Source organism: Schaedlerella sp., assembly GCF_056796775.1.
Genome location: NZ_JBQIKP010000038.1, coordinates 26920 through 48275, shown reverse-complemented (window position 1 = coordinate 48275; position 21356 = coordinate 26920). Strand labels below are relative to the sequence as shown.

Below are 21356 nucleotides of genomic sequence, written 5' to 3'. Positions count from 1 at the left end.
ATACTATTCCCTGAGATTCAGAAAACCAAGAAAAAGCTGTTAAAAATGTAATGTTTTTATAGCTTAGAAAAATAAAATTAAATTTATGCGTCAGAGCTGGAAGCGAAGGATAATCCTATCTAAAATGTGTGATATGTGTTATAATTAATAAGGAAAGCATCTGATTCATCGAACAAAAAAAGCAGGGGAAAACCTGCTTTGAATCTGATGATTTCCAATTGTACCAGATTGCGGAAATATTTTCTGACAATTCATTATGTAATTGCAATGTTTCGAGAAACAATTCTTTGAATTGACAGAAAATTTTTCGATAATACTACGTTAGAGATAGTGTAACATAATAGGATAACGTACGCAAGCCATTGCGAAGCAATTTGGTACAATGAATTGCGCAAGCAGGTCATCATTTTCCTGCGGAAATGGGTGACAAATTATAATGAATTGTACTGGTGGGTAAGACTTTTGGCGTGGATCGCCGAGGCTGTGGCGAACCGTGGGATCAATCATGAGGCATCGATGGAAAATGGAGTGGATAAATTGCGGAAGATTTATCAGATCGGCGGAAGTATATGATGCCTTGCGGCAAGGCACAAGGCACTGTAAATAGTAACGAAAGGACGGACAAATGATGAAAACAGTGATATTTGATATTGACAACACGCTCTATGATTTTGACAGAGCCAACCGGTTCGGGATGGAGGCGGCGCGGGATTACTGCCGGCGTTCCTTTGGACTGGAGGAACCGCATTTTCGGGAATATTACCGGAAGGCGTGGCGTATGGCAGAGGAGCGGGTGGGATCGGATACGGCCGCGATCCACAACCGGATACTCCGGTTTCAATGCATGATGGAGCTGCTGGGTGAGCCTCTGTTTCCCCATGTGAAAACACTGGCCTGCACATACTGGGATACAGTGCTGGAGCAGATGAAGCCCTATCCCGGCATTGTAGAGCTATTCCGGACTCTGCGCGAGGATCAGATCCGGATCGGGATCGGCACAGATATGACAGCTTATATCCAGTATCGGAAGCTGGAGGAGCTGGGAGTCGCCCCTTATGTGGATTTTGTGGTGACCAGCGAGGAAGCAGGAGTGGAGAAGCCGGATCCGAAGTTTTTCGGGCTGTGCGCGGAAAAGGCCGGATGCGCGGCGGAGGAATGCGCATTTATCGGAGATCATGTGAAAAAGGATGTGCAGGGATCGATCGCTGCCGGGATGCGCGGGATCTGGTACAGCCAGGGAAAAGAACCGGAAGCGGAACTGCCGTACCCGGTGATCCGTTCTTTTGAAGCAGCGGATGAAGTGAAAAAGTTCATAACCAATCTGGACAGGTAAGAAGCTGTAAACTGAACAGGCGGAAATCCTGATCCGCGCCGTAGACGGATCTGCCTGCGGATCATTAGGGACAGTTCCTCAGCACAGAGAAGGAGAAGTATCATGCAATACATAGGATATGGGCTGCTCTGGCTCTTTCTGGCATACTCATTTTTGGGATGGGTTCTGGAAACGGCGGCTGCGGCAGTGAAGCAGAAAAAATTTGTCAACAGAGGGATGATCAACGGACCGTTCTGTATCATTTACGGTACGGCGGCAGTTCTGATGAGCATCGGCCTTCATGAAGTGACCGGGATCTGGCTGTTTTTCGGAAGCGTCATCTATGCGGTATCGCTGGAATGGATCGCGGGGCATTGGATCGAAAAGTATTATCACGAGAGATGGTGGGACTATTCCGGGATCCGCTGGAATCTGGACGGCTATATCTGCCTTCCCATGTCCCTGCTCTGGGGAGTGCTTGGATTTTTCTGCGTCAGATGGGGAAACCGGATCCTGATCCGGCTCTTTGACATGCTGCCGGTGCTGCTCCGGAATATCCTGATCTGGGCTTTGGTGGTCGCGCTGGCCGTGGATGTTCTGGCAACGTACATCCTGCTGACAGGAAAAAGCGGCCGCCTGGACCGGTGGGAGGCGGCGGACAACCGGTTCGAGCAGGTGTCTGCGCGGCTGGGAAAATGGATCTCCGTACAGGTAGAAAAACGAATCCACAACGCATATCATGTTGTGGAGCAAATGGAGCTGGAGGAAGTATTCGGGACCTTTGCGGAAGGGTGCGGTTTTTATAAGGTGGTGTGGCTCTTCTTTGCGGGCGCGTTTCTCGGGGATATCACGGAAACCATCTTCTGCCGGATCACGGCGGGAGTCTGGATGAGCCGCAGCAGTGTGGTCTGGGGGCCGTTCAGCATCGTCTGGGGGCTTGCCATCGCGCTGGTAACGGCCATGCTCTATAAGTACCGGAACCGGTCGGACGGTTTTTTGTTTCTTGCAGGCACCTTCCTGGGCGGCGCTTATGAATATTTCTGCAGTGTCTTTACGGAAATGGTATTCGGCACGGTGTTCTGGGACTACAGCGAGATCCCCTTCAATCTGGGCGGGAGGATCAACCTGCTGTACTGCTTTTTCTGGGGGATCGCGGCGGTGGTCTGGTTCAAATGCTGCTACCCATTCATTTCCCGGATGATCGAAAGGCTGCCGGTGATCTTCGGGAAGGTCGCGACGTGGGCGCTGATCCTGTTTATGTGCTGTAATATCACCGTGTCCTGTATGGCGCTGGTGCGCTATGGAGAGCGGCAGGAAGGCGTGCCGGCAAAAGAGAGCTGGCAGGTGTGGACGGATGCGCATTTTGAGGACGCGAGGGTGGAGCGGATCTATCCCAACGCGATCCTGGTGGAATAAACCACTCCGATGCAAGCAGCAGGGCATAAAATCCTTGAAAGAATAAAAGCAGAAAAAGCGGCTGCCGAATCGCAACCGCACAGGTGGAAAAATTTCTACCTGTACGGTTGGATGCTCTTTGAGCATCCAATCCACCTCATTCATTCGTAAAATCCGTGCTTCGCACTTTTATGCCTGCTAACGCAGTCACATTTTACTTATTAATGAGGTAGGTTGCTGATCCGAAGTCGCATTTTCATTGCAATAAATTGCATAAAAATGTGACTTCGGATTGCAACCGTACAGGTGGAAAAATTTTAAGATCAGGTCCCGCAGGACAAAACACTCTGCGTCAGAGGTCTTTTGGTCTACGGTCATCCAGATGTGGGAGATCATGCCCTTTAGCTGTGGATCCCTTTTTCGATGATCCCGAATCCCAGTGGATAGGGCCCGGTGTGGACTCCAATGGTGGCGCCGATCTGGTAGACAGGGATCTCCTCGATCGCATACCCTTTTTTCTGCAGCGACTCCAGCGCATGGTCACGGAAGGCAAGCCCCTCCTCCAGGTCATATCCATAGCCAACCGCAAGGCTGTAGCATTCAATCCCCAGACGGCTTTCCTGTAAATACTCCAGCAGGAGATTCAGGGCTTTCTGAGTGGTGCGTTTCCTTCCACGGTCGATCCCGGAGGGGAAGATCTCGCCCTCCCTGAGTGTGATGACGGGACGCACGTCCAGGACGCTTCCGGCCAGGGAAGCCACCTTCCCGACCCGGCCTCCGTGCTTTAAATATTCCATATTTCCTACCGTAAAGAAGATCCGTCCGGTGCTCTTGATCTCCTCCAGCCGTGCCGCCGTATCCCGAAAGCTCCAGCCGCTGTCCCGCAGGCGCGCCGCCTCCAGCACATACTGGCCCTGGAGGACTGTATTGACGGTGGCATCGATGACCGTGATCTCCGCCTGGGGCCAGGTCTCCTGTATGAGCGCCCGGGCATTGAGCGCGGACTGCATGGATCCGCTGAATTTGGTGGTGATGCAGATGCAGATCACGGGAATATTGGCCTTGGCAAAGGGTCGGAAGGCCTCCTCGTAATCCTGGATGGAAGGCATGGAGGACTTGGGAAATACGCCTTTTTTGTCAACCATCTGCTGGTAAAAATCCCGGATATCAATGTCTACATTTTCTTTTAGATAATGCTCATCATCAAATGAGACATAAAACGGAACGACCGTAATATTTTTTTCCTGTGCCAGCTCTGCAGGCAGATCGCACGATCCGTCGCTGATAATGTGAAATGCTTCGCTCATATCATACCCTTCTTTTCATTGCGTTTCTATATAGAATACTACGTTTTTTTGGGAAATGCAATCGTTTTGCGTTTCAAAATACATGAAGAGTTTTTTAAAGCCTTATTAAGTGGTTATATATACTACATAAAACTCAAAATATGATGTAGAAACTATTTTCTAAATGTGGTAAACTGATGGAAATGACGCGTTACAGCCTTCCGGCCATGAATCTTGTTTTTGTACAGTTTAGCGCAGAATGGAAGTTCCTTAGATCAGAGAATGTACATGGGAAGGATGTTCCGCGAAAAGTACAGTAGATCCTGTGATAAGAGAGGAGAAATAACATGAGTGATACCAAAAAAGCAAAGGTATACTTTACAGATTTTCGATGTGAGATGGATGAGAGTCCGGTGGAGAAGCTGAAACGGCTGCTGAGGAAAGCCGGGATGGATCAGATCAATATGGACGGCAAATTTGTCGCGATCAAGATGCATTTCGGAGAGCTGGGGAATATGAGTTATCTCAGACCTAACTATGCGAAGGCAGTCGCGGATCTGGTAAAGGAATGCGGCGGCAAGCCATTTTTGACGGACTGCAACACCCTCTATCCCGGCAGCAGGAAGAATGCCATTGAGCATCTGTATTGTGCGTGGGAGAACGGCTTCACACCCATGACGGTGGGATGTCCGGTGATCATCGGCGACGGCCTGAAGGGTACGGACGACATTGCGGTGCCGGTGGAAGGCGGCGAATATATCAAAGAAGCAAAGATCGGGCGCGCGGTCATGGACGCGGATGTATTTCTCTCGCTGACCCATTTCAAGGGGCATGAGATGACCGGATTCGGGGGAGCCATCAAGAATATCGGGATGGGCTGCGGTTCCAGAGCAGGCAAGAAGGACCAGCACCATAACGGGCAGCCGGTCATTGACCCGGAGAGCTGCCGGGGCTGCAAGCGCTGTATGCGGGAATGCGCAAACGACGGACTGGTATTTGACGCGGAAAGAAAGGTCATGACCATTGACGGGGAAAAATGCGTGGGCTGCGGACGCTGCATCGGTGCCTGCAACTTCGATGCCATTGCATTTGGACAGGATGCGGCGGTCAAGGAGCTGAACTGCCGTATGGCGGAATATACGAAGGCGGTGGTGACAGGCAGGGATTGCTTCCACATTTCCCTGGTGTGCGATATCTCACCGGTCTGCGACTGTCATTCGGGAAATGACGTGCCGATCCTTCCGGATATCGGGATGTTTGCTTCCGCGGATCCGCTGGCGCTGGATCAGGCCTGCGCGGATGCCTGCCTGCGGCAGACCCCGCTGCCCAACTCCCAGCTGACGGAGCAGATGGCGGGCAGTAGCTTCTGCGACCATCACGACCATTTTGAGAATACCACGCCCAATTCCGAGTATAAGACCTGTCTGGCCCATGCGGAGAAGATCGGGCTGGGGACGAAGGAATATGAATTGATCACCGTCAAATAAAAGGGAACGGCTCAGGGCAGGGCAGTATTTTGCCATGAACAGGCAGATTTATTCCGAATAAAAAGGAAAAATCTGCCTGTTGTATTGCGCGCCGGAGTAATCTGCAGGGACTATTTTGTCCGGTTATCGTCAATGACATGCTTTACCAAATTCAGAAATTCACGTTGTGTAAGGCACGCTGTATCACGGTTTTGTGTTTCCGTTTCATCCTGGATCCAGTCGGGACCGGAAGAAAGGACAAGACAAAGCCCGATCTCCGGATCGACCCAGTGGGCCTCCATGCTTCTGTTTCGGGCGGCCAGATAAATCGTACAGCCCTGATACTTTGTTGTCTCCACATTTTTTATATCCGGGCCGGAACTTCCGGCGGACGATTCCGTATCCTGCTTTTCTGTGTTTTTTTGTCCGGTATCTGTCTCTGCGCCGAGCCAAACCTCCGCTTCCGCGTCATAACTGAAACAGTATGCCCAGAGAGGATGATCGGTTTTTCCGAAGCCGAGAGAAAGAGTCTGGCCGGCTTCATTTTGATATTCCGCGCTCATCCAGGTATAGTCCGGATCCAGCCAGGCTTTCAGGACGCTGGATTCTTCCGGGGCTACATGGATGCGGCGGAAAGGGGAGGGACCGGACAGCCGGTATTCTCCAAGCCGGTCCGGGCAGGAAAGCCCCATTTTTTCCACACTTCGAACCGAAGCATGATGTACCCAGCCGCCCATCCTCCGGCTGCCTGCGGCTAAGGCTGCAAAGGACAGCAGAAAAACCAGCAGGGCAGTAAGCAGGACGACAGGGCGGATCCCATGTGGTGCTTTTTTTCTGGTCTGTGACGTGAGCTTTCGAATTTCAGCCAGCGTATCCTCAGAGGCATGAAGGGCCGAAAATGTTTCTACATAGAGTTTTTTGTCAAACATGGTCATTTCACCTCCATCAGTTTTTTGCGGAGCAGCTCCCGCCCCCGGTGCAGGTGGGTGGCCACCGTTGCCTTCGGGATATGCAAAAGCCGGGCAATCTCCTCAGTGCTGCAGTCCTCATAGTAATAGAGATAGATTGCGACCCGGTATTTGCGGGGAAGATCCATGGTCAGATAAAACAGTTCGCCGTGCTCCGGTGTGGAAAAGGACAGCTTGTCCGCATAGGTTTCCAGCGGTTCGGTTTTCCTCCACGGGGACAGAAATGTTTTTTTGCAGCAATTGACCGTGACGCGCATCAGCCAGTGCCTGATGTGGTCTTCATTTTCAAAGTCCTTTTTCGTATTGTACAGCTTTAACAGGGCTTCCTGTGTGATATCATCGGCTTCCGGACGGTTCTTTACATAGTGAAACGCGATCCGGAAGATCATGTCCATATATTTTTCTGCCATTTCAATAAACTGCTCTTTCGGTAACATTTCAGGATCTCCTTATATTCTCCGCTGCTATTTTGGCGCTTCTCTTTCAAATAGTATAACCCCGGCGTTGTGTATACCACTCTACTATATATATCTTTGAAATGGGGAAAAAATTTCATCAGGGAAGAAAAAACTTGAGATTTTTATGATTTCGGAGGGATTATGGTATATACTATAGAAATGAATTCCAATTGTGCGGTTTGATGATCCAGGGATCACGAAATTCATTTATCCAATCGCAACCGCATAGCTGGAAAAAATGAATGACAAATCGAATGGAAGTGAAAGGCATGGAGCAGAAAAGAGCAATGAAAAAAGTGGGGGATTCCAGGACTGAGCAGGTCTATGTGATCCGTTCCCAGCACATCAATCCCCAGGGCAGGCTGTTCGGCGGCTATCTGATGCAGTGGATCGATGAGATGGCCGGGATCGTCAGCCGGCGCCATTCCGGGAAAATGGTGACAACGGCATCCATTGACAATCTGAATTTTAAGGCAGGAGCTTATCAGAACGACATGATCGTCCTGGTGGGCCGGCTGACCTATGTGGGACGCGCGTCCATGGAGGTGCGGGTAGACACCTATGTTGAGGACTACCAGGGAAACCGCAGGAGTATCAACCGGGCGTACCTTGTCATGGTGGCGGTGGATGAAAAGGGAAATGCGGTGGAGGTGCCGGGGCTTGAGCTGGCATCGGAGGCTGAGCAGGCAGAATGGCTTGGAGGGGAAAAACGGTATCAGCTGCGGAAGCGGAGGCGGGAGGAAGGGTACTGAATGGCCGGATACACTTCCGCCGGAGCGCGGCCGCGGGAGCGGCCAGAGCACCCGCTGTCCGGACTGCTGTTCGGATCATCGCATCTTCCGATATTGCTCCGGCGTAACCCCTTCGGCTTTCTTAAACACGCGAAAAAAGTATTTATTATTTTCATATCCCACCGCTTTGGCGATTTGATACAGCTTCCGGTCTGTCGTCTCCAGAAGCTTTTTTGCCTGTTCGATCCGGATCGAATTCAGGTACGAGACGTACTTAACCCCGGTCCGTTTGCGGAACAAATGGCTTAAATAGCTGCTGTTCATATAAAAGAGCGAGGCAAGGAATTCTACAGTCAGGTTCTTCTGGTAGTTCCTCCTGGTATAAATCTGGATCTGTTCAATGGGATCATTGACAGCGTATACGCTCTGGGGCTTGAGCATCTCCGAGAGATTGCCGAAAAACTGCCTGTAATAACCGTGGAGCTCTTCAGGAGAAAAAATTTCCCTGACAATATTATGCATGCTTCTGGACGGATTGGTCTGGCTGACATATTGCTTTAAGATCAGCATACATTCTTCAGTCAGCTGATGATAGTGGTATTTGACATCTGCCAGCGTGAGGGAGGGGATTGCCTGATAGCAATCCTGCAGTTCCCGCAGCAGCTGAAAAACGGCATCCGTCATCCCGGCTTCCACACGGAACAGAAATTCTTCCTTTTTATCCCAACTGATCTCCCGGAGTTCATTTTTGGTATCCGGATGCCAGACATAATAATCTGAGGAGGTCTGGAGGATTGGAATGGTATCCAGGGCTTCACGGCATTTTTCGTAAGCGCCATGGAGCTGTTCCGGCGCGGAACAGGGGCTGCTGACGCCCCAGTAGGATACCGCGCCGTAACTGTGCAGATGCGCCATAAAATCCTGTATAAATCTCTGGTAAAAAGACTGAGGCGTAAAATCTGCGTCATTGGGAGTGCAGAGTACAAAAAAGCCCTGCAGCGCATTGGTCGGATGCGGCAGATAAAGTGCCATTTCCGAAAAACCAAGCTCTGCCACATGTTCCTGCAGACGAAAATCATGGAGCGGCGCGGAGGAACACAGCGCGGCTAGGCAGATGCGCCCGGACTGCCTGAGAAAAGCCAGCTTTTCCGAATTGATGGCAGTGTCAGATACGGCATAGCCCAGGATGAGGTTCTGGATCAGCTGCAGATCATATTCGTAATAAGCCATTTCCTTCTGCTCTTCGCTGAGGCGTATTTTCTTGTCGATTGATTCAGAGGCTTCGAGACGCCGGAGAGCCTGAAGTACCGTCTGCTGGATCTGCTCATCTGTAAAAGGTTTTAATATATAATCAATCACGTTGGCGGAAATCGCATATTTGATATAGTCAAAGCTTTTATATCCGCTGATCACAATCAGCTGCATATCAGGATAATGCTCTGCCAGGAAGGGCAGGAGCTGTGTTCCGTCCATGACCGGCATTTCCATATCCAGAATGACAAGGTCAGGATGAAATTCTTCAATCAGTTTCAGCGCCTGCTTTCCATTGCCCGCTTCACCGGAACAATGGATCTGGTCTTTCAGCGGTTCCAGCTTTTTTAAGGTTCCCAGACGAATCAACGGTTCATCATCTACAATAATAAACTGATACATAGGATTTGCCTTTCATATTTTTTCTCAGGAATGGTCCGGGACGCTCTCGTTCAGGCAGGGCAGCTTGACACGGATGAGAGTTCCGCGGCCGGGTCTGCTTTCCGCGTACAGACCGTATCCTTTCCCATAATAAAGCTCAATGCGTGTATTGATATTTTTTAGCCCGATGCTCTGGCTGCTCCGATGCCCCAGCTCCGTAAAAGCAGGCTCTTCCATCAGGGAAGCATTCAGCGCCTGCAATTCTTCGGGAGACATTCCCTTTCCGTCATCGACAACATAGAGATAGAAGTAAGTATCAAATAAAAAACCACGAATACTGATGCGATGGCCGAACTGACAATTTTGCAGTCCGTGTGAAAATGCATTTTCCACAATAGGCTGCAGGATCAGCTTCAAAACCTTCAATCCCTTCATGCGTTCGGGAATGCGCAGGCGGAATTGAAAAAGCCCGTCAAACCGGATCGACTGGATGGAGATGTAATCCAGAACGTGGTCGATCTCGTCCCGGAGGGTAACCACCTCGCTGGGTGTCTTGATCGCATAGCGGAACATATTTCCCAGAGACATGGCCATCGTGGAGATGGATCGGCTCCCCTCAATGGCGGCAATGCTGTTGATCGCCTCCAGTGTATTGAATAAAAAGTGGGAATTGATCCGTGCTTCCAGTGATTTCATCTGGGCATCCAGAGAGATCAGCCGGCTCTGATAATTGGTCTTGATCGCGGTATCCAATTCCTCGATCATGGAATTATATTCATTGTATAAAATACCGATCTCATCCGTTCGGTTCAGATACCGCGTAGAAACACTCAGGTTCTCTTCGCTCTGGCGTGACATCTTCCGGCTCAGATGAACAATCGGCTCTGTTACGGATTTTGAAAAATACAATGCCAGGAGGATACCACTGATCACGCAGATGACCGCAATCAGGAGCAGCAGGATGCCTGCGGCGCCGAATTCGCGATATAGCCGGCTGTTATCCACAAAAGTATACAGGGACAGAGAGGGATGCGCAAGCTCAGCAGAATATGCGGCATGCGTTTCTGCTTCCTCCGGTGTCATGACGCGCCCATTTGGCGGGGTACAATAAAGTGTTTCTCCGCTTTCATGGTTGATGACCGCGATGGAAGTGACATCAGGAATCGTGTTCAGGGCATCCAGGTCGAAGATATCAGGACTGCAGTTGATCATTAAGATTCCCAGGCTTTTGGACGTATAAATATCGTAGAGATTCTTTGCCAGAAAAAAGCTTTTTTTACCTCCCTGAAAGATATCGGGGTGGGTGGAGATCCTGCTGATATACAGAGTTCCCCGCTGGCTGTACGTCTCTTGATACCAGGCTTCCTCTGAAGGGGCATATCCATAGACCAGCCTGGTGTCGGGCGTATTTTCAAATGTAAAATGAATGCCGGACGGGGTAAAAAAATATATACCGTAGATATAGTCATAGGTATTGAACAGGTTCTGGCACAGGTATTTTAGATTCTGCCTGTTCTGATAGATAGACAGTTCGCTGTGCTCCTCCGCTGGGTCGGCATAAGGCTTTAGATTCCGGGTCAGGGAATAACTGCCGGAGGAGTATGAGGAAAACTGGTTCGCCAGCTTTTCCAGCTCCGCAAGTGTCGTATTGGTCTGTTGGACCGCCCTGGAAAACAGGTTGGAAGAGTACTCAGTCATCTGCTGCCGCGTGGTCTTCTGATAACGGTGATAGGATACTGCGGTGATGCAGATGGTTGGCAGCAATGCCATAAAAAACAGAATGATAAACAATTTCTGCCGTAATTTCATAGAAAACGCCCTTTCTGAAAAAACTAAGAAAAGTATACCACAGGAACCAAGAAATGTCCACTTTACCTGTGTTAGAATAAAACCATCAAAAGAGAAAACTGAAAAGAAAAGGAGAAAGAAAATCATGAAGAGAAAAATTATTTCCATGCTCATAGCTACAGCGATGGCGGGAACCCTGCTGGCAGGATGCGGCTCTTCGGGCAATACCCAGACGGAGCAAAGCGGTTCCGGATCAGAGGAGCAAAACGAAAAAGCGAAGATCCGGTTTTTGTCTGCCATGGAGCTGGTGGATGAGGATATGATCAGGGCTTTTGAAGAAGAGAATCAGGACATAGAAGTGGAGTTTGATTATGTGGATTCCGGAAATTATTCGGCAAAGTTTGCGGCGCTTGCATCCTCCCATGAAGTGCCGGACGTATTCTGGACACAATCCGGTTATTACTGTGACCAGATCAGTGAGGGCCTTCTGATGGATATTTCCGACGAATTGGCGGATCAGGCATATGAAGGCGATATGGCGTGGAAGGATACGTATATCCCATCCCTGCTGGAAAGCCTGGAGAACATCGCATATACGGGCTGCGGCGAAATGGAATCTTATGATTACGGCGTTCCCTTTACGATGACTACGGTGGCGGTGATGTATGACAAAGCAATCTATGAGAAGCTGGAATTGTCTGAGCCGGAATCCTGGGAAGACTTTATGGACAATTGTGAGAAACTCAAAGATGCAGGATACACTCCGTTATCCGTACAGTCCAATACCTGTATTGACTGGATGCCGAGATTGTTCTGGGATCAGTTCTGCAGGAAGGAGATCGAGGAGGATGGAAAAACCTTTGAAAGCGGAGAGATGACCTTTGAGACAGAGTCGGTAAAGGCCGGATTGGAAAGCTATAAGGAAATCTGGGATAAAGGGTATCTGCCGGAGAACTTCATGACCTCGGATCTGGATACCACCGCGCAGCTCTTTCTGCAGGGAAAGCTGGCTCAGGTGATGATCGCCCCGGATAAACTGGAATATATCATGGATAATGCGCCGGATACGATGGAGCTTGGAACATTTCCGCTTCCGGGAATAGACGGACTTCCCTCCAGATCACTGGGAGGGGCAAGCAATATTTTCGCGGTCAGCGCAGATACAAAAGAGCCGGAGGCAGCGGTGCGGCTGCTGAAGTATCTGACCTCCAGGACCAATTTTGAGACTGACGAGGGATTAAAATATTCCAACTCGGGCCTGAATGATGTGGAACGCAGTCCGGAACTGGACGGAATCCTGGCGGGCTACGGCGCGGCGGCGGAAAATGGCTTCTGCCCGGATATTTTTGTACCGACGACAGTGTCAACAGAGATCAATACGGAGTTTAAAGAAAACCTGATCCCGAACTATCTGCTTGGACAGATCACCCTGGAGGACGTGACGAAAACCTTACAGGAATCCTACGATTCTTATCTGGAGGATAAGGAGTAATAGGGAAACGTAAAAACGGCTGGCTGGCGGCCAGCTGTTTTTATATCTTCATATGCGGAAATGCTGCCGGCGGCAGGATTTTGCGTATGCTGAAAATACGAAAAAAGAGGAGGCAATATTGTGGGCAAACATAAAAAAGCAGGTCTGCTGCAGGAGTTAAAGGAGAGCATCCCGGCGTATATCCTGATTCTTCCCACCCTGGTGATCCTGGTGATCTTCCTGTTTATCCCATTTGCGAATGCATTTCGGATCAGTCTTTACAAGTATAAAGGCTATGGGGAATTGACAAAATATGTGGGGCTGAAAAACTATGGATCCGTACTTAAGGATGATCAGTTTTACCGGGCGTTTGGCAATACGTTTCAATTGATCGGATGTGATCTGATCTTTTCCATTACGATTGGATTTATCCTTTCCTACATTTTATTCCGGGGAATTCGGATGAAACGGTTTTTTAATACAGCGCTGTTTATTCCCTATCTGATCTCCATGGTCGTGATCGGATGTATATGGCGCATTATTTACGATCCTACGATCGGACCTCTGAACCAGCTTCTGGAACTGATCGGGCTCGGAAGCCTGGCGCGGCCCTGGCTGTCCCAGATCGATACGGCGCTGCCTGCGATCATCGTGACATGGATCTGGCGGACGATTCCATTTAATATGCTGATCTGCTATGCCAATATCATGACGCTTCCAAAGGACCATCTAGAGGCTGCAGAGATTGACGGGGCATCTCAATTTCAGAGATTGAGGTACATCATCGTCCCCCATATGATCCCGACTTTTGCTACACTGGGAGTCCTCACAGTGACCAATGACCTGCGGGCATTCGATCTGGTATGGGTGATGACCCAGGGAGGACCGGGGGGAGCCTCCGATGTGCTGACCTCCTACGTTTATTCTAATGCATTTGTATCTCAGAAATTCGGACCGGCTACGGCCGCTTCTATCATCATGATGGCTGTTATGATCGGAATTACGGTGATCCTGCAGCTGGTAAAGAAGGCAGGTGGAAAAAATGAAGAATGACCGAAGAAACAAAAAAGAACGATCCGGAGGAAGAAATCAGATTTCAGCAGCGGTATTTGTGATCATGCTGTTTGCCGCGTTGATCTCTGTCTATCCGCTGGTATGGGTGATTCTGCAGTCCTTTAAGACCGAAGGAGAATTTTTGAGCAGTATCTGGTCACTGCCGTCTTCGCTTCACTTCGACAATTATATCAAGGCATTTGAAGAGGCGAACCTGCTGACTTATTTGAAAAATACAGTGATCAATACAGCGGCTACACTGGCTGTTGACCTAGTGCTGATCACCTGCCTGGGCTATGCGTTTTCAAAGCTGAAAATGAAATTTAAGAAATTTTTTTACTATGTGATCCTGATCAATATGCTGATCCCGACGCCGATCATTTTGCTGCCGATGTATCTGCAGGTTGTAAATTTAGGCATCCAGAATACCCTGGCCGCGATCGTATTTCCCTATTATCAGGGATTTGCGCCGCTGGGACTGATCCTGATCAAGAACTACATGGATAATATTCCTAATGAAATTATTGAGTCGGCAAAAATGGACGGCTGCGGTACATATCGGATCCTGTGGAGCATTATGGTGCCCCTGGTAAAGCCGATGCTTGTCACACTGGCGATCCTGGGAGGCATGAATGCCTGGAATGAATACATGTGGGCGCTGGTATCCATCAGTGATACATCAAGATATACGTTGTCCGTGGGGATTGCGGTAATCCGGGATAAGATTGCCACGATCGGCTATACACCGGTATTTGCGGCACTGACAGTCAGCGCCATGGTATTTGTCGTGATCTATCTGTTTGCCCAGAAGACGTTTGTTCGCTCTATAACGGCAGGCGCGGTGAAAGGCTAGGTGAAAAAAGATGAAGGAAAATGCATTCCCCCAGGGATTTTTGGAGGAATTTCAGAATCCGGGAAAGGAACATCGGGGAACCCCCTTCTGGTCATGGAATACGAAGCTGGATATGGACTGTCTGGAATGGCAGGTCGAACAGTTCCGTGAGATGGGGATGGGTGGTTTTTATATTCATACAAGAATCGGCCTGGATACAGAGTATATGGGGCCGGAATATATGGAATGTGTGAAGAAGGCGGCAGCCCTGGCAAAGGAAAAGAACCTGTTCTGCTGCCTGTATGATGAGGACCGCTGGCCCTCCGGCTACGGCGGGGGAAAGGTGACGCGGCATCGGAAATACAGGAGCCAAAATCTCCTGATCACACCCTATCGGAAGGGGACAAAAACGTATGTCGGCAGAAATTTTGACTCGATGGCATCCCCGTCCCCCCAGGGAAATGGAAGATTCCTGGCGGCATATGAGGTGGAGCTGCATCCGGACGGAACCCTGAAGGCCTATAGGAGACGCGGGGAAACGCTGCGGGATGGGGCAGGCCAGAGAGCCGCAGGGGGGGAGGAAAATGTCATGGGGGCAGGGCGGACGAGAATCTGGTATGTTTATCTGGAAACAGCCCATGACAGCCCGTGGTTCAATCACCAGTCTTATGCAGATACATTAAATCCTGAGGCAGTCAGATATTTTCTGGAAGTGACGCACGAAAAATACTGTCAGGCAGTGGGCGGGGAATTTGGAAAAACCATTCCCGCGATCTTTACGGACGAACCTCAGTTTGGGAAAAAAAGGTGCCTTGGGAACGCGGATTCCCAGGAGGAAGTGATGCTTCCGTTTACGGAGGATTTTCCGGACAGCTTCCAAAAAGCATATGGGGAGGATCTGCTGGATCATATTCCGGAACTCCTGTGGGAGCTTCCGGGGGAAGCGGTTTCCCAATATAGATACTGGTATCACGATCATTTGACTGAGCGATTTGCCAAGGCTTATTCAGACCAGATCGGGGAATGGTGCTCTCAGCATAAGATCCGTCTGGCGGGCCATATGATGGAAGAGCCGACTCTTCAATCCCAGACTCAGGCTATAGGAGAAGCGATGCGGGGACTGCGTGGTTTTTCCCTTCCCGGAATTGACATGCTGTGCGACGCTCGTGAATATACGACAGCAAAGCAGGCAGAGAGCGTCTGCCATCAATATGGAAGGGAAGGCGTGGCCAGCGAATTGTACGGAGTTACGAACTGGGATTTTGACTTCCGCGGCCACAAGCTGCAGGGTGACTGGCAGGCCGCGCTGGGGGTGACGCACCGTGTACACCATTTAAACTGGATGAGTATGGGCGGGGAAGCAAAACGGGATTATCCGGCAGCAATCGGTTTTCAGTCTCCGTGGTACAAGGAATACGGGATTATTGAGACCCATTTTGCAAGAGTGAACACCGCGATGAAACGGGGGCGCGCACTGGTCCGGATCGGGGTGATCCATCCGATCGAATCGTTCTGGCTGCTGTTCGGGCCGAATCAGCAGACAGGGCAGAGGCGCCAGGAGGCGGATCAGAGATTTCGGGACGTGACCAAATGGCTGCTATTCAACCAGCTGGATTTTGACTATCTATCGGAGAGCCTTCTGCCCGGGCTTTGGAAAGACGGAAAGGTGGGACAGATGGACTATGACGCGGTAGTAGTGCCGGGATGCCTGACACTTCGCCGCACAACACTGGATATTCTGAAACAGATGCGGACCGCGGGAAAGAAGATCATTTTTATGGGAAAAGTCCCCGCATATGTGGATGCGCGCGCAAGTGACGATGTCAGGGTATTTGCCCGGACCTGTACAAAGACCGCGTTTGCCAGGGAGGAGCTTTTGACGCGGCTGGAAGAATTTCGGCTGCTGGATATCCGGTATCATGGGGAAAAGCATTTGAAAAAGCCGAACCACAAGAAAAACTGGAATGGAGAGCGGGCGGAAAAATATCTCTGCCAGATGCGGCAGGAAGGGAATTCGCGCTGGCTCTTTGCGGCAAATGGGATGGAGGAAGGGAATCCTGACCTGGCGCTGCCGGATGACGTTCGGATAGAACTGGACGGCATCTGGAGTGTAACCGAGATGGATACGATGAAGGGAATCGTGAAAAAGAAGCAGTCCTTAGCGGAAAAAGGAAAGACTGTGTTTTATCATCGCTTTTATGGATATGATAGTTTGCTGCTGTATCTGGAGCCGGCGGAGGAAGGCTGCGCGGCGGGACAGAAAGGATTTTTCCGGCAGGAAGACCATGGTCATTTACTTTGCGGGGAGCGTCTTCCGGATCCCGGAGAGATCCGTCTGGAAGAGCCCAATGTATTGATCCTGGATATGCCTGAGTACCGATTTGGGGAAGCGATATGCTATGAAAAACCAGAAGAAATCTTGCGTATCGATAATCTGCTGCGGGAAAAACTGGGACTTCCGCTCAGGCAGGCAGCGCTGGCCCAGCCCTGGACACGCAGGGAAACGGCAGAAGCTTACCCTGTGGTACTCCGGTATTCCCTGAACTGTGAAACAGAGCTTGAAGGGATATCACTGGCACTGGAAGCGCTGGGAGCAACCGAGATCTATCTGGATGAGAAACGTGTCGATAAAAAATCGGTCTGCGGATTTTATGTGGATCCGTGTATTGTGAAAGTGAAGCTGCCTGCGCTTTCTGAAGGGAGACATGAACTGAAGCTCTGCATTGCCTTTTCAGAAAAAGTGAATTTGGAATGCTGCTATCTGCTGGGGGATTTTTCGGTAGATGTGAATGGATGCCGTACTGTGATCAAAAAGAGAAAAAACGCGGCTTACTGGGGAAGCCTGACAGGGCAGGGGATGCCCTTCTACGGGGGAAACGCGGTTTATGTTACGGAAGTGGAGCTGGAACCGGGAAACTATCAGATCGAAGTGTCAAAATACAGGGCCCCGCTTCTGGAAATCAGGGTTGACGGAGAAAAAGCAGGGGATATCATCACTGCTCCGTATCGGGTGCCATTTGAGATCAGGAGGGAGGGAATCCATCGGATCGAGATTAAAAGCTTTGGAAGCCGGGTGAATACGTTCGGAGCGGTACACAATTGTGATGAAAATGAGATTTATTTTGATCCAAACGCATGGCGGACAACCGGGGAAAGCTGGTCTTATGAATATCAATTAAAGAAGACAGGTGTCTTAAAATCGCCTGTGCTGTGGAAGGAGAGGACGATATGAAAGCAGTAAAGGTACCAAAACCATTTGAAATCAGAATTGAGGATGTGCCGGAGCCGGAAGTGAGAGCGGAAACAGATGTAAAGATCAGAATTACGTCAGGAGGAATCTGCGGTTCTGATGTTGGAATCTGGAACGGCACAAATTCTCTGGCAGTCTATCCAAGGATTATCGGGCATGAATTTGGCGGGATCGTGACAGAAACAGGAAAAAACGTGAAGTCGGTAAAGCCGGGCGACCAGGTTACGGTGGATCCGGTCATGAGCTGCGGGCATTGTTATGCATGCAGAATCGGACGTCATAATGTGTGTTCCACGCTGGAGGTATTGGGCGTACACCGGGATGGAGGATTCTGTGAATATGTCTGTGTGCCCGAAAAAAATGTACATAAATTCCATACCAAAATGGATGAAAAGATGCTGAGTGTGGCAGAACCATTTACAATTGGGACAGAGATCAACCGGCGCGGACAGATCGGGAAGGGAGACCAGGTACTGATCATGGGCGCCGGACCGATTGGAATAGCAGCGATGCAGTGCGCGAAGAGAAACGGAGCGGAGGTTCTGATGACAGACTTGGTGCCTTCACGCCTGGACCGGGCGAAACGGATGGGCGCGGATCGGACCGTACTCATCCATCCGCAGGGGCAGCAGGGAAAAGACCAGGGACAGGAGCTGGATGCGGAGCTTGCTGCGTTTACGGGAGGAGAAGGAATTCCGGTTGTAGTAGATACCGTCTGCATTCCATCTTCTTTTGAGCAGTCTGTGCAGCTTGCTTCACCGGCCGGCAGGGTGGTCGTGATCGGATTGAAAAACCAGCCATCCAGGATTACAATGGCGGATATTACTAAAAAGGAACTGACGATTGTCGGATCGCGGCTGAACTGCGGCTGCTTTGATGAAGTCATAGAGGGACTTGAGGACGGTACGCTGCATGCAGAGGAATTCGTGACACATGTATTTCCGTATTATGAGGTGGAAAAAGCATTTCAAATGATCCGGGAACATCCCCAGGAGGTGCTGAAGGCAGTGATTACATTTTAATGACATTACATAGAAAAGGGGCTGCGGCAAAATAAGGAATATGGGAAGTTATTTTGGGACAGTTCCTAACTGCAATATACAGGGTATGGCATTTGGATTACACGCTCAGCCATACAATGTATACGATCTGTATTTTGCGGCAGTCCTTTCAGCATTTTATAGGATATTCTGCGCTGCCGAAGAAAGAGAATCAGGCAGTGACCGGAATATGATATTGCTCCAGCAATGCCCGCATTCGGGCAAGCTCCGCATCCTTATCAGCAAGTAAAGCATTTTTTTCTGCAAGACCAGCAGTCAGGGTGTTGTTTTCAGCAATCAAAGCATCTTTATCAGCGATCAGAGCATCTTTATCAGCGATCAAAGCATCTTTATCAGCGATCAGAGCATCTTTATCAGCAATCAAAGCATCTTTATCAGCAGCCAGAGCCTCATTATCAGCGATCAATGTCTTTTTGTTTTCATTCAAACTGTCAATCTCATCATACAAACGTTTCTGCAGTACACTGGGCAGTTCAATCATCGGTTTCGTCATACGGTCTACCTCCCTTCGAAAATCAGCATGCTTCTCAAATATTTTTTCCGCGGCACGGCGGAAGAGGTTGATGTAATCATCATATTCCTGTTGCGTCAGATACCCTTTTTCTAATTCATTTTCTAATATCATCATAACTTTATCCACAAAGTCTGTCAATTCCTTTTTGTCTAATGGAAATTTTCTTTCCGGATCCAACTTCGGCCGCAGTCGGAGCAATACATAAGGAATAAAAAGATTCAGATGCTTTTCATGAATTTCCTGCAGAGAATAGGACTGGATCCTGACGGTGGGGATTTTGTAAATGTGCTCAGTTTCATCCTGAAAAAAAATGCGGCACCGCAGATATTCCGGAAGCTTTTCATTTTTTTCAGGATAGATGACCGCAGAACGTGGGAAATGCATAGTATAACCGCCATTTTCGTCAGCTTCATGAATGGTATACTGCATGGCAAAATGCAGATCATACGCGACCATACGGATGACCATTTCACGATCATTGCGCATCTGACATTCCAGATGATAATAGTCTGATTGTACCAAAAGCGCGATATCGGACAGACGCGAGCCTGGCGGAGCATTTGGATCCTCCCTGTAAGTGGAGGATTCCGTCGCGAGCAGGGTGACTGGGGTTCCTTTTGGATACTCTTTTCCGTACACTTCCTTGAAGAGTGGAAAAAGCTGTTCCGGCATGGCATCCACGATGGCTTTGAGAATTTCATCCCACAGCATGGCGTTGCCGGGCATGTTTTTTTGAGACATAGAGATCAGTCCTTTCTTCTATAAATTGTCAACCAATGAGTTCCTGTGCTGCTGTGAAATATGGCGAGACGCCAGAATTGCCGGACGGCCGGAATGGCATGGTCCGATAGGTTTTCACAGAACAAGTATAGCAGAAATGTTCGGGAAAGTAAATACGAAATGTCAAAGCAAGATTGTGCAATTATTCGGCAATAAAAATGTTGAAGGAATACGCAATCTTTTTTAGTATAAAGAAAAATACAACCATTCAGAACAGTAGACCGTCCTCTGCTTTGCATAGTTACAGGCAAAGGAAGAACGATCATGCATTCAGAAAAGAAGGAGGAGAAGAAATGGCTCTGCGATATTTAAATGATGTGGGAGAAAAATTTGTTTGGACGGACAGAAAGGAGAGTGGTGATGACAATGGTGCGAATAGAGTTTCCAAAAGAGCGCGAGAAAAGGAAGGGAATTCCTTCTGGTGCGAAGCATACATAAAATACGCATCTCTATTGGAGGCAAGAGTAGTCGATCTATGGACACCGGAAAAAGAGGGAGCCAGACTCGGCCGGTCTCTGTGCTATATAAGAGGGGGCAGTGCGCTTCGTCTGCATACGGAATTCGAGCGCAGAGACAACAGGGCAAGTTCATTCGACAATTATCAATTCATTTTTCCAAACCAGGACAGCCGATCAGGGGACCGGAGATGTGGTTCGGATGCAACCGGATTGAGCGGGGATCCGGCGTGATCTTTCCAATCGAGGTGTTGACAAAGGTATATCTGGAGACGAAGGATGAAAAATATCTGAGATCCTGTATCAGAGCCGCAGACTTTATCTGCCAGTATTATGTGAAAGATATCAAATATATCGGAGGACTGAATGATACGACACATAAAAAATCTGTTAAGATTGACGCGGTCGGAGTGATGTTTGCCATGCGTTCTCTGCTATTTACATATGAAATCTGTCGGGAACAGAAATATCTGAGTGCGGCGGAAAAAGCGGCGAAAGTATTGTCTACATGGATCTTTTTATGGGATGTTCCTTTTAATAAAGGGACAGTGCTGGGAGATCATGAGTTTAAGACGACAGGCTGCGATGTGATTCCGGCAGGAAGCTATGTGGATACGGTGATCAATCAGATATTTTAATGCCAGAGAAGTGCCAGGCTGGCACCAGCATGTAATAAAGAATCGCACTTGTATTCCGGCAGCTGAAGAGCTATAATTAAGAGAAACCAAAGAGGAGAATGAATGGGACAAAAAGATATCGTAGAGAAGAATTTGGAAGATTATAATAATATATTCTCTGACATCGTTAAAGGGTTAGTGTTTGACGGGAAAAGCGTGTAATTACAGGATATCTCAGATGGATGAGGAACTGGAAGAACAGGTTCTCCATGCGGCGGCCAAGTCTT

Annotated in this window: 17 protein-coding genes; 11 read left to right on the top strand and 6 right to left on the bottom strand. The window is 49.2% G+C overall.

Going from position 1 to position 21356, the window contains the following annotated elements; translation table 11 throughout:
* Positions 1-423 precede the first annotated feature (423 nt).
* The 3 genes from ACTOY7_RS15840 to ACTOY7_RS15830 all read left to right on the top strand — a co-directional run bounded on the left by ACTOY7_RS15840 (position 424) and on the right by ACTOY7_RS15830 (position 2728).
* Complete coding sequence (locus tag ACTOY7_RS15840; RefSeq protein ID WP_482670790.1) at positions 424-573, top strand: hypothetical protein; 150 nt, start codon at positions 424-426, stop codon at positions 571-573.
* A gap of 52 nt (positions 574-625) precedes the next feature.
* Positions 626-1333 (top strand): HAD family hydrolase, encoded by a 708-nt coding sequence (locus tag ACTOY7_RS15835; protein WP_394684510.1) that lies wholly within the window; start codon positions 626-628, stop codon positions 1331-1333.
* A 102-nt stretch (positions 1334-1435) separates the two neighbouring features.
* Positions 1436-2728 carry a putative ABC transporter permease gene (locus ACTOY7_RS15830; protein WP_482670789.1) on the top strand — a complete coding sequence of 431 codons (1293 nt, stop codon included), beginning with the start codon at positions 1436-1438 and terminating at the stop codon, positions 2726-2728.
* Between the two features lie 380 nt (positions 2729-3108).
* On the opposite strand, the gene ACTOY7_RS15825 is transcribed toward ACTOY7_RS15830, so the two are convergent.
* Positions 3109-4014: a DegV family protein gene (locus tag ACTOY7_RS15825; protein ID WP_004076722.1), complete on the bottom strand. Its 906-nt coding sequence runs from the start codon at positions 4012-4014 to the stop codon at positions 3109-3111.
* A gap of 326 nt (positions 4015-4340) precedes the next feature.
* On the opposite strand from ACTOY7_RS15825, the gene ACTOY7_RS15820 reads away from it, so the two are divergent.
* Positions 4341-5480, top strand: coding sequence for a DUF362 domain-containing protein (locus tag ACTOY7_RS15820; RefSeq protein ID WP_004076720.1), 1140 nt, complete (start codon positions 4341-4343; stop codon positions 5478-5480).
* A gap of 110 nt (positions 5481-5590) precedes the next feature.
* Here ACTOY7_RS15820 and ACTOY7_RS15815 read toward each other — a convergent pair whose 3' ends face one another.
* Positions 5591-6388 (bottom strand): hypothetical protein, encoded by a 798-nt coding sequence (locus ACTOY7_RS15815; RefSeq protein ID WP_482670788.1) that lies wholly within the window; start codon positions 6386-6388, stop codon positions 5591-5593.
* A gap of 2 nt (positions 6389-6390) precedes the next feature.
* Positions 6391-6864, bottom strand: a complete 474-nt coding sequence (locus ACTOY7_RS15810) for an RNA polymerase sigma factor (protein ID WP_300885103.1) — start codon at positions 6862-6864, stop codon at positions 6391-6393.
* Positions 6865-7127: 263 nt separating this feature from the next.
* On the opposite strand from ACTOY7_RS15810, the gene ACTOY7_RS15805 reads away from it, so the two are divergent.
* Positions 7128-7637 carry an acyl-CoA thioesterase gene (locus tag ACTOY7_RS15805; RefSeq protein WP_004076715.1) on the top strand — a complete coding sequence of 170 codons (510 nt, stop codon included), beginning with the start codon at positions 7128-7130 and terminating at the stop codon, positions 7635-7637.
* Between the two features lie 75 nt (positions 7638-7712).
* On the opposite strand, the gene ACTOY7_RS15800 is transcribed toward ACTOY7_RS15805, so the two are convergent.
* Together ACTOY7_RS15800 and ACTOY7_RS15795 are read right to left on the bottom strand one after the other, a co-directional pair.
* Positions 7713-9269 (bottom strand): response regulator transcription factor, encoded by a 1557-nt coding sequence (locus ACTOY7_RS15800; protein ID WP_004076714.1) that lies wholly within the window; start codon positions 9267-9269, stop codon positions 7713-7715.
* A 24-nt stretch (positions 9270-9293) separates the two neighbouring features.
* Complete coding sequence (locus ACTOY7_RS15795; protein ID WP_482670787.1) at positions 9294-11057, bottom strand: sensor histidine kinase; 1764 nt, start codon at positions 11055-11057, stop codon at positions 9294-9296.
* A gap of 124 nt (positions 11058-11181) precedes the next feature.
* Between ACTOY7_RS15795 and ACTOY7_RS15790 the strand changes: the two genes are divergently transcribed.
* From ACTOY7_RS15790 to ACTOY7_RS15770, 5 genes are all read left to right on the top strand, one after another.
* Positions 11182-12528 (top strand): ABC transporter substrate-binding protein, encoded by a 1347-nt coding sequence (locus tag ACTOY7_RS15790; protein ID WP_160282689.1) that lies wholly within the window; start codon positions 11182-11184, stop codon positions 12526-12528.
* Between the two features lie 120 nt (positions 12529-12648).
* A complete protein-coding gene (locus ACTOY7_RS15785) occupies positions 12649-13560 on the top strand; it encodes a carbohydrate ABC transporter permease (protein WP_482670786.1) in 912 nt (303 codons plus the stop codon).
* A complete protein-coding gene (locus tag ACTOY7_RS15780; protein ID WP_394684105.1) occupies positions 13550-14413 on the top strand; it encodes a carbohydrate ABC transporter permease in 864 nt (287 codons plus the stop codon). The genes ACTOY7_RS15785 and ACTOY7_RS15780 overlap by 11 nt, the downstream gene beginning before the upstream one ends.
* A 10-nt stretch (positions 14414-14423) precedes the next feature.
* Positions 14424-17624 carry a glycosyl hydrolase family 2 protein gene (locus tag ACTOY7_RS15775; RefSeq protein WP_482670785.1) on the top strand — a complete coding sequence of 1067 codons (3201 nt, stop codon included), beginning with the start codon at positions 14424-14426 and terminating at the stop codon, positions 17622-17624.
* A complete protein-coding gene (locus tag ACTOY7_RS15770) occupies positions 17621-18664 on the top strand; it encodes a zinc-binding alcohol dehydrogenase family protein (RefSeq protein WP_300885109.1) in 1044 nt (347 codons plus the stop codon). The genes ACTOY7_RS15775 and ACTOY7_RS15770 overlap by 4 nt, the downstream gene beginning before the upstream one ends.
* A 190-nt stretch (positions 18665-18854) precedes the next feature.
* Here the strand turns inward: ACTOY7_RS15770 and ACTOY7_RS15765 are convergent, their stop codons facing one another.
* Positions 18855-19685: a hypothetical protein gene (locus ACTOY7_RS15765; RefSeq protein ID WP_482672481.1), complete on the bottom strand. Its 831-nt coding sequence runs from the start codon at positions 19683-19685 to the stop codon at positions 18855-18857.
* Positions 19686-20643: 958 nt separating this feature from the next.
* On the opposite strand from ACTOY7_RS15765, the gene ACTOY7_RS15760 reads away from it, so the two are divergent.
* Entirely contained in the window at positions 20644-21090 is a 447-nt protein-coding gene (locus ACTOY7_RS15760; protein ID WP_394683821.1) for a glycoside hydrolase family protein, read from the top strand.
* Positions 21091-21356 lie beyond the last annotated feature (266 nt).

Excerpts from the sequence above, each read along its gene's own strand:
- ACTOY7_RS15835 (WP_394684510.1), top strand. The coding sequence starts at position 626 with ATGATGAAAACAGTGATATTTGATATTGACAACACGCTCTATGATTTT.
- ACTOY7_RS15830 (WP_482670789.1), top strand. The coding sequence starts at position 1,436 with ATGCAATACATAGGATATGGGCTGCTCTGGCTCTTTCTGGCATACTCA.
- ACTOY7_RS15825 (WP_004076722.1), bottom strand. The coding sequence starts at position 4,014 with ATGAGCGAAGCATTTCACATTATCAGCGACGGATCGTGCGATCTGCCT.
- ACTOY7_RS15820 (WP_004076720.1), top strand. The coding sequence starts at position 4,341 with ATGAGTGATACCAAAAAAGCAAAGGTATACTTTACAGATTTTCGATGT.
- ACTOY7_RS15815 (WP_482670788.1), bottom strand. The coding sequence starts at position 6,388 with ATGTTTGACAAAAAACTCTATGTAGAAACATTTTCGGCCCTTCATGCC.
- ACTOY7_RS15810 (WP_300885103.1), bottom strand. The coding sequence starts at position 6,864 with ATGTTACCGAAAGAGCAGTTTATTGAAATGGCAGAAAAATATATGGAC.
- ACTOY7_RS15805 (WP_004076715.1), top strand. The coding sequence starts at position 7,128 with ATGACAAATCGAATGGAAGTGAAAGGCATGGAGCAGAAAAGAGCAATG.
- ACTOY7_RS15800 (WP_004076714.1), bottom strand. The coding sequence starts at position 9,269 with ATGTATCAGTTTATTATTGTAGATGATGAACCGTTGATTCGTCTGGGA.
- ACTOY7_RS15795 (WP_482670787.1), bottom strand. The coding sequence starts at position 11,057 with ATGAAATTACGGCAGAAATTGTTTATCATTCTGTTTTTTATGGCATTG.
- ACTOY7_RS15790 (WP_160282689.1), top strand. The coding sequence starts at position 11,182 with ATGAAGAGAAAAATTATTTCCATGCTCATAGCTACAGCGATGGCGGGA.
- ACTOY7_RS15780 (WP_394684105.1), top strand. The coding sequence starts at position 13,550 with ATGAAGAATGACCGAAGAAACAAAAAAGAACGATCCGGAGGAAGAAAT.
- ACTOY7_RS15775 (WP_482670785.1), top strand. The coding sequence starts at position 14,424 with ATGAAGGAAAATGCATTCCCCCAGGGATTTTTGGAGGAATTTCAGAAT.
- ACTOY7_RS15770 (WP_300885109.1), top strand. The coding sequence starts at position 17,621 with ATGAAAGCAGTAAAGGTACCAAAACCATTTGAAATCAGAATTGAGGAT.
- ACTOY7_RS15765 (WP_482672481.1), bottom strand. The coding sequence starts at position 19,685 with ATGGTCATCCGTATGGTCGCGTATGATCTGCATTTTGCCATGCAGTAT.
- ACTOY7_RS15760 (WP_394683821.1), top strand. The coding sequence starts at position 20,644 with ATGTGGTTCGGATGCAACCGGATTGAGCGGGGATCCGGCGTGATCTTT.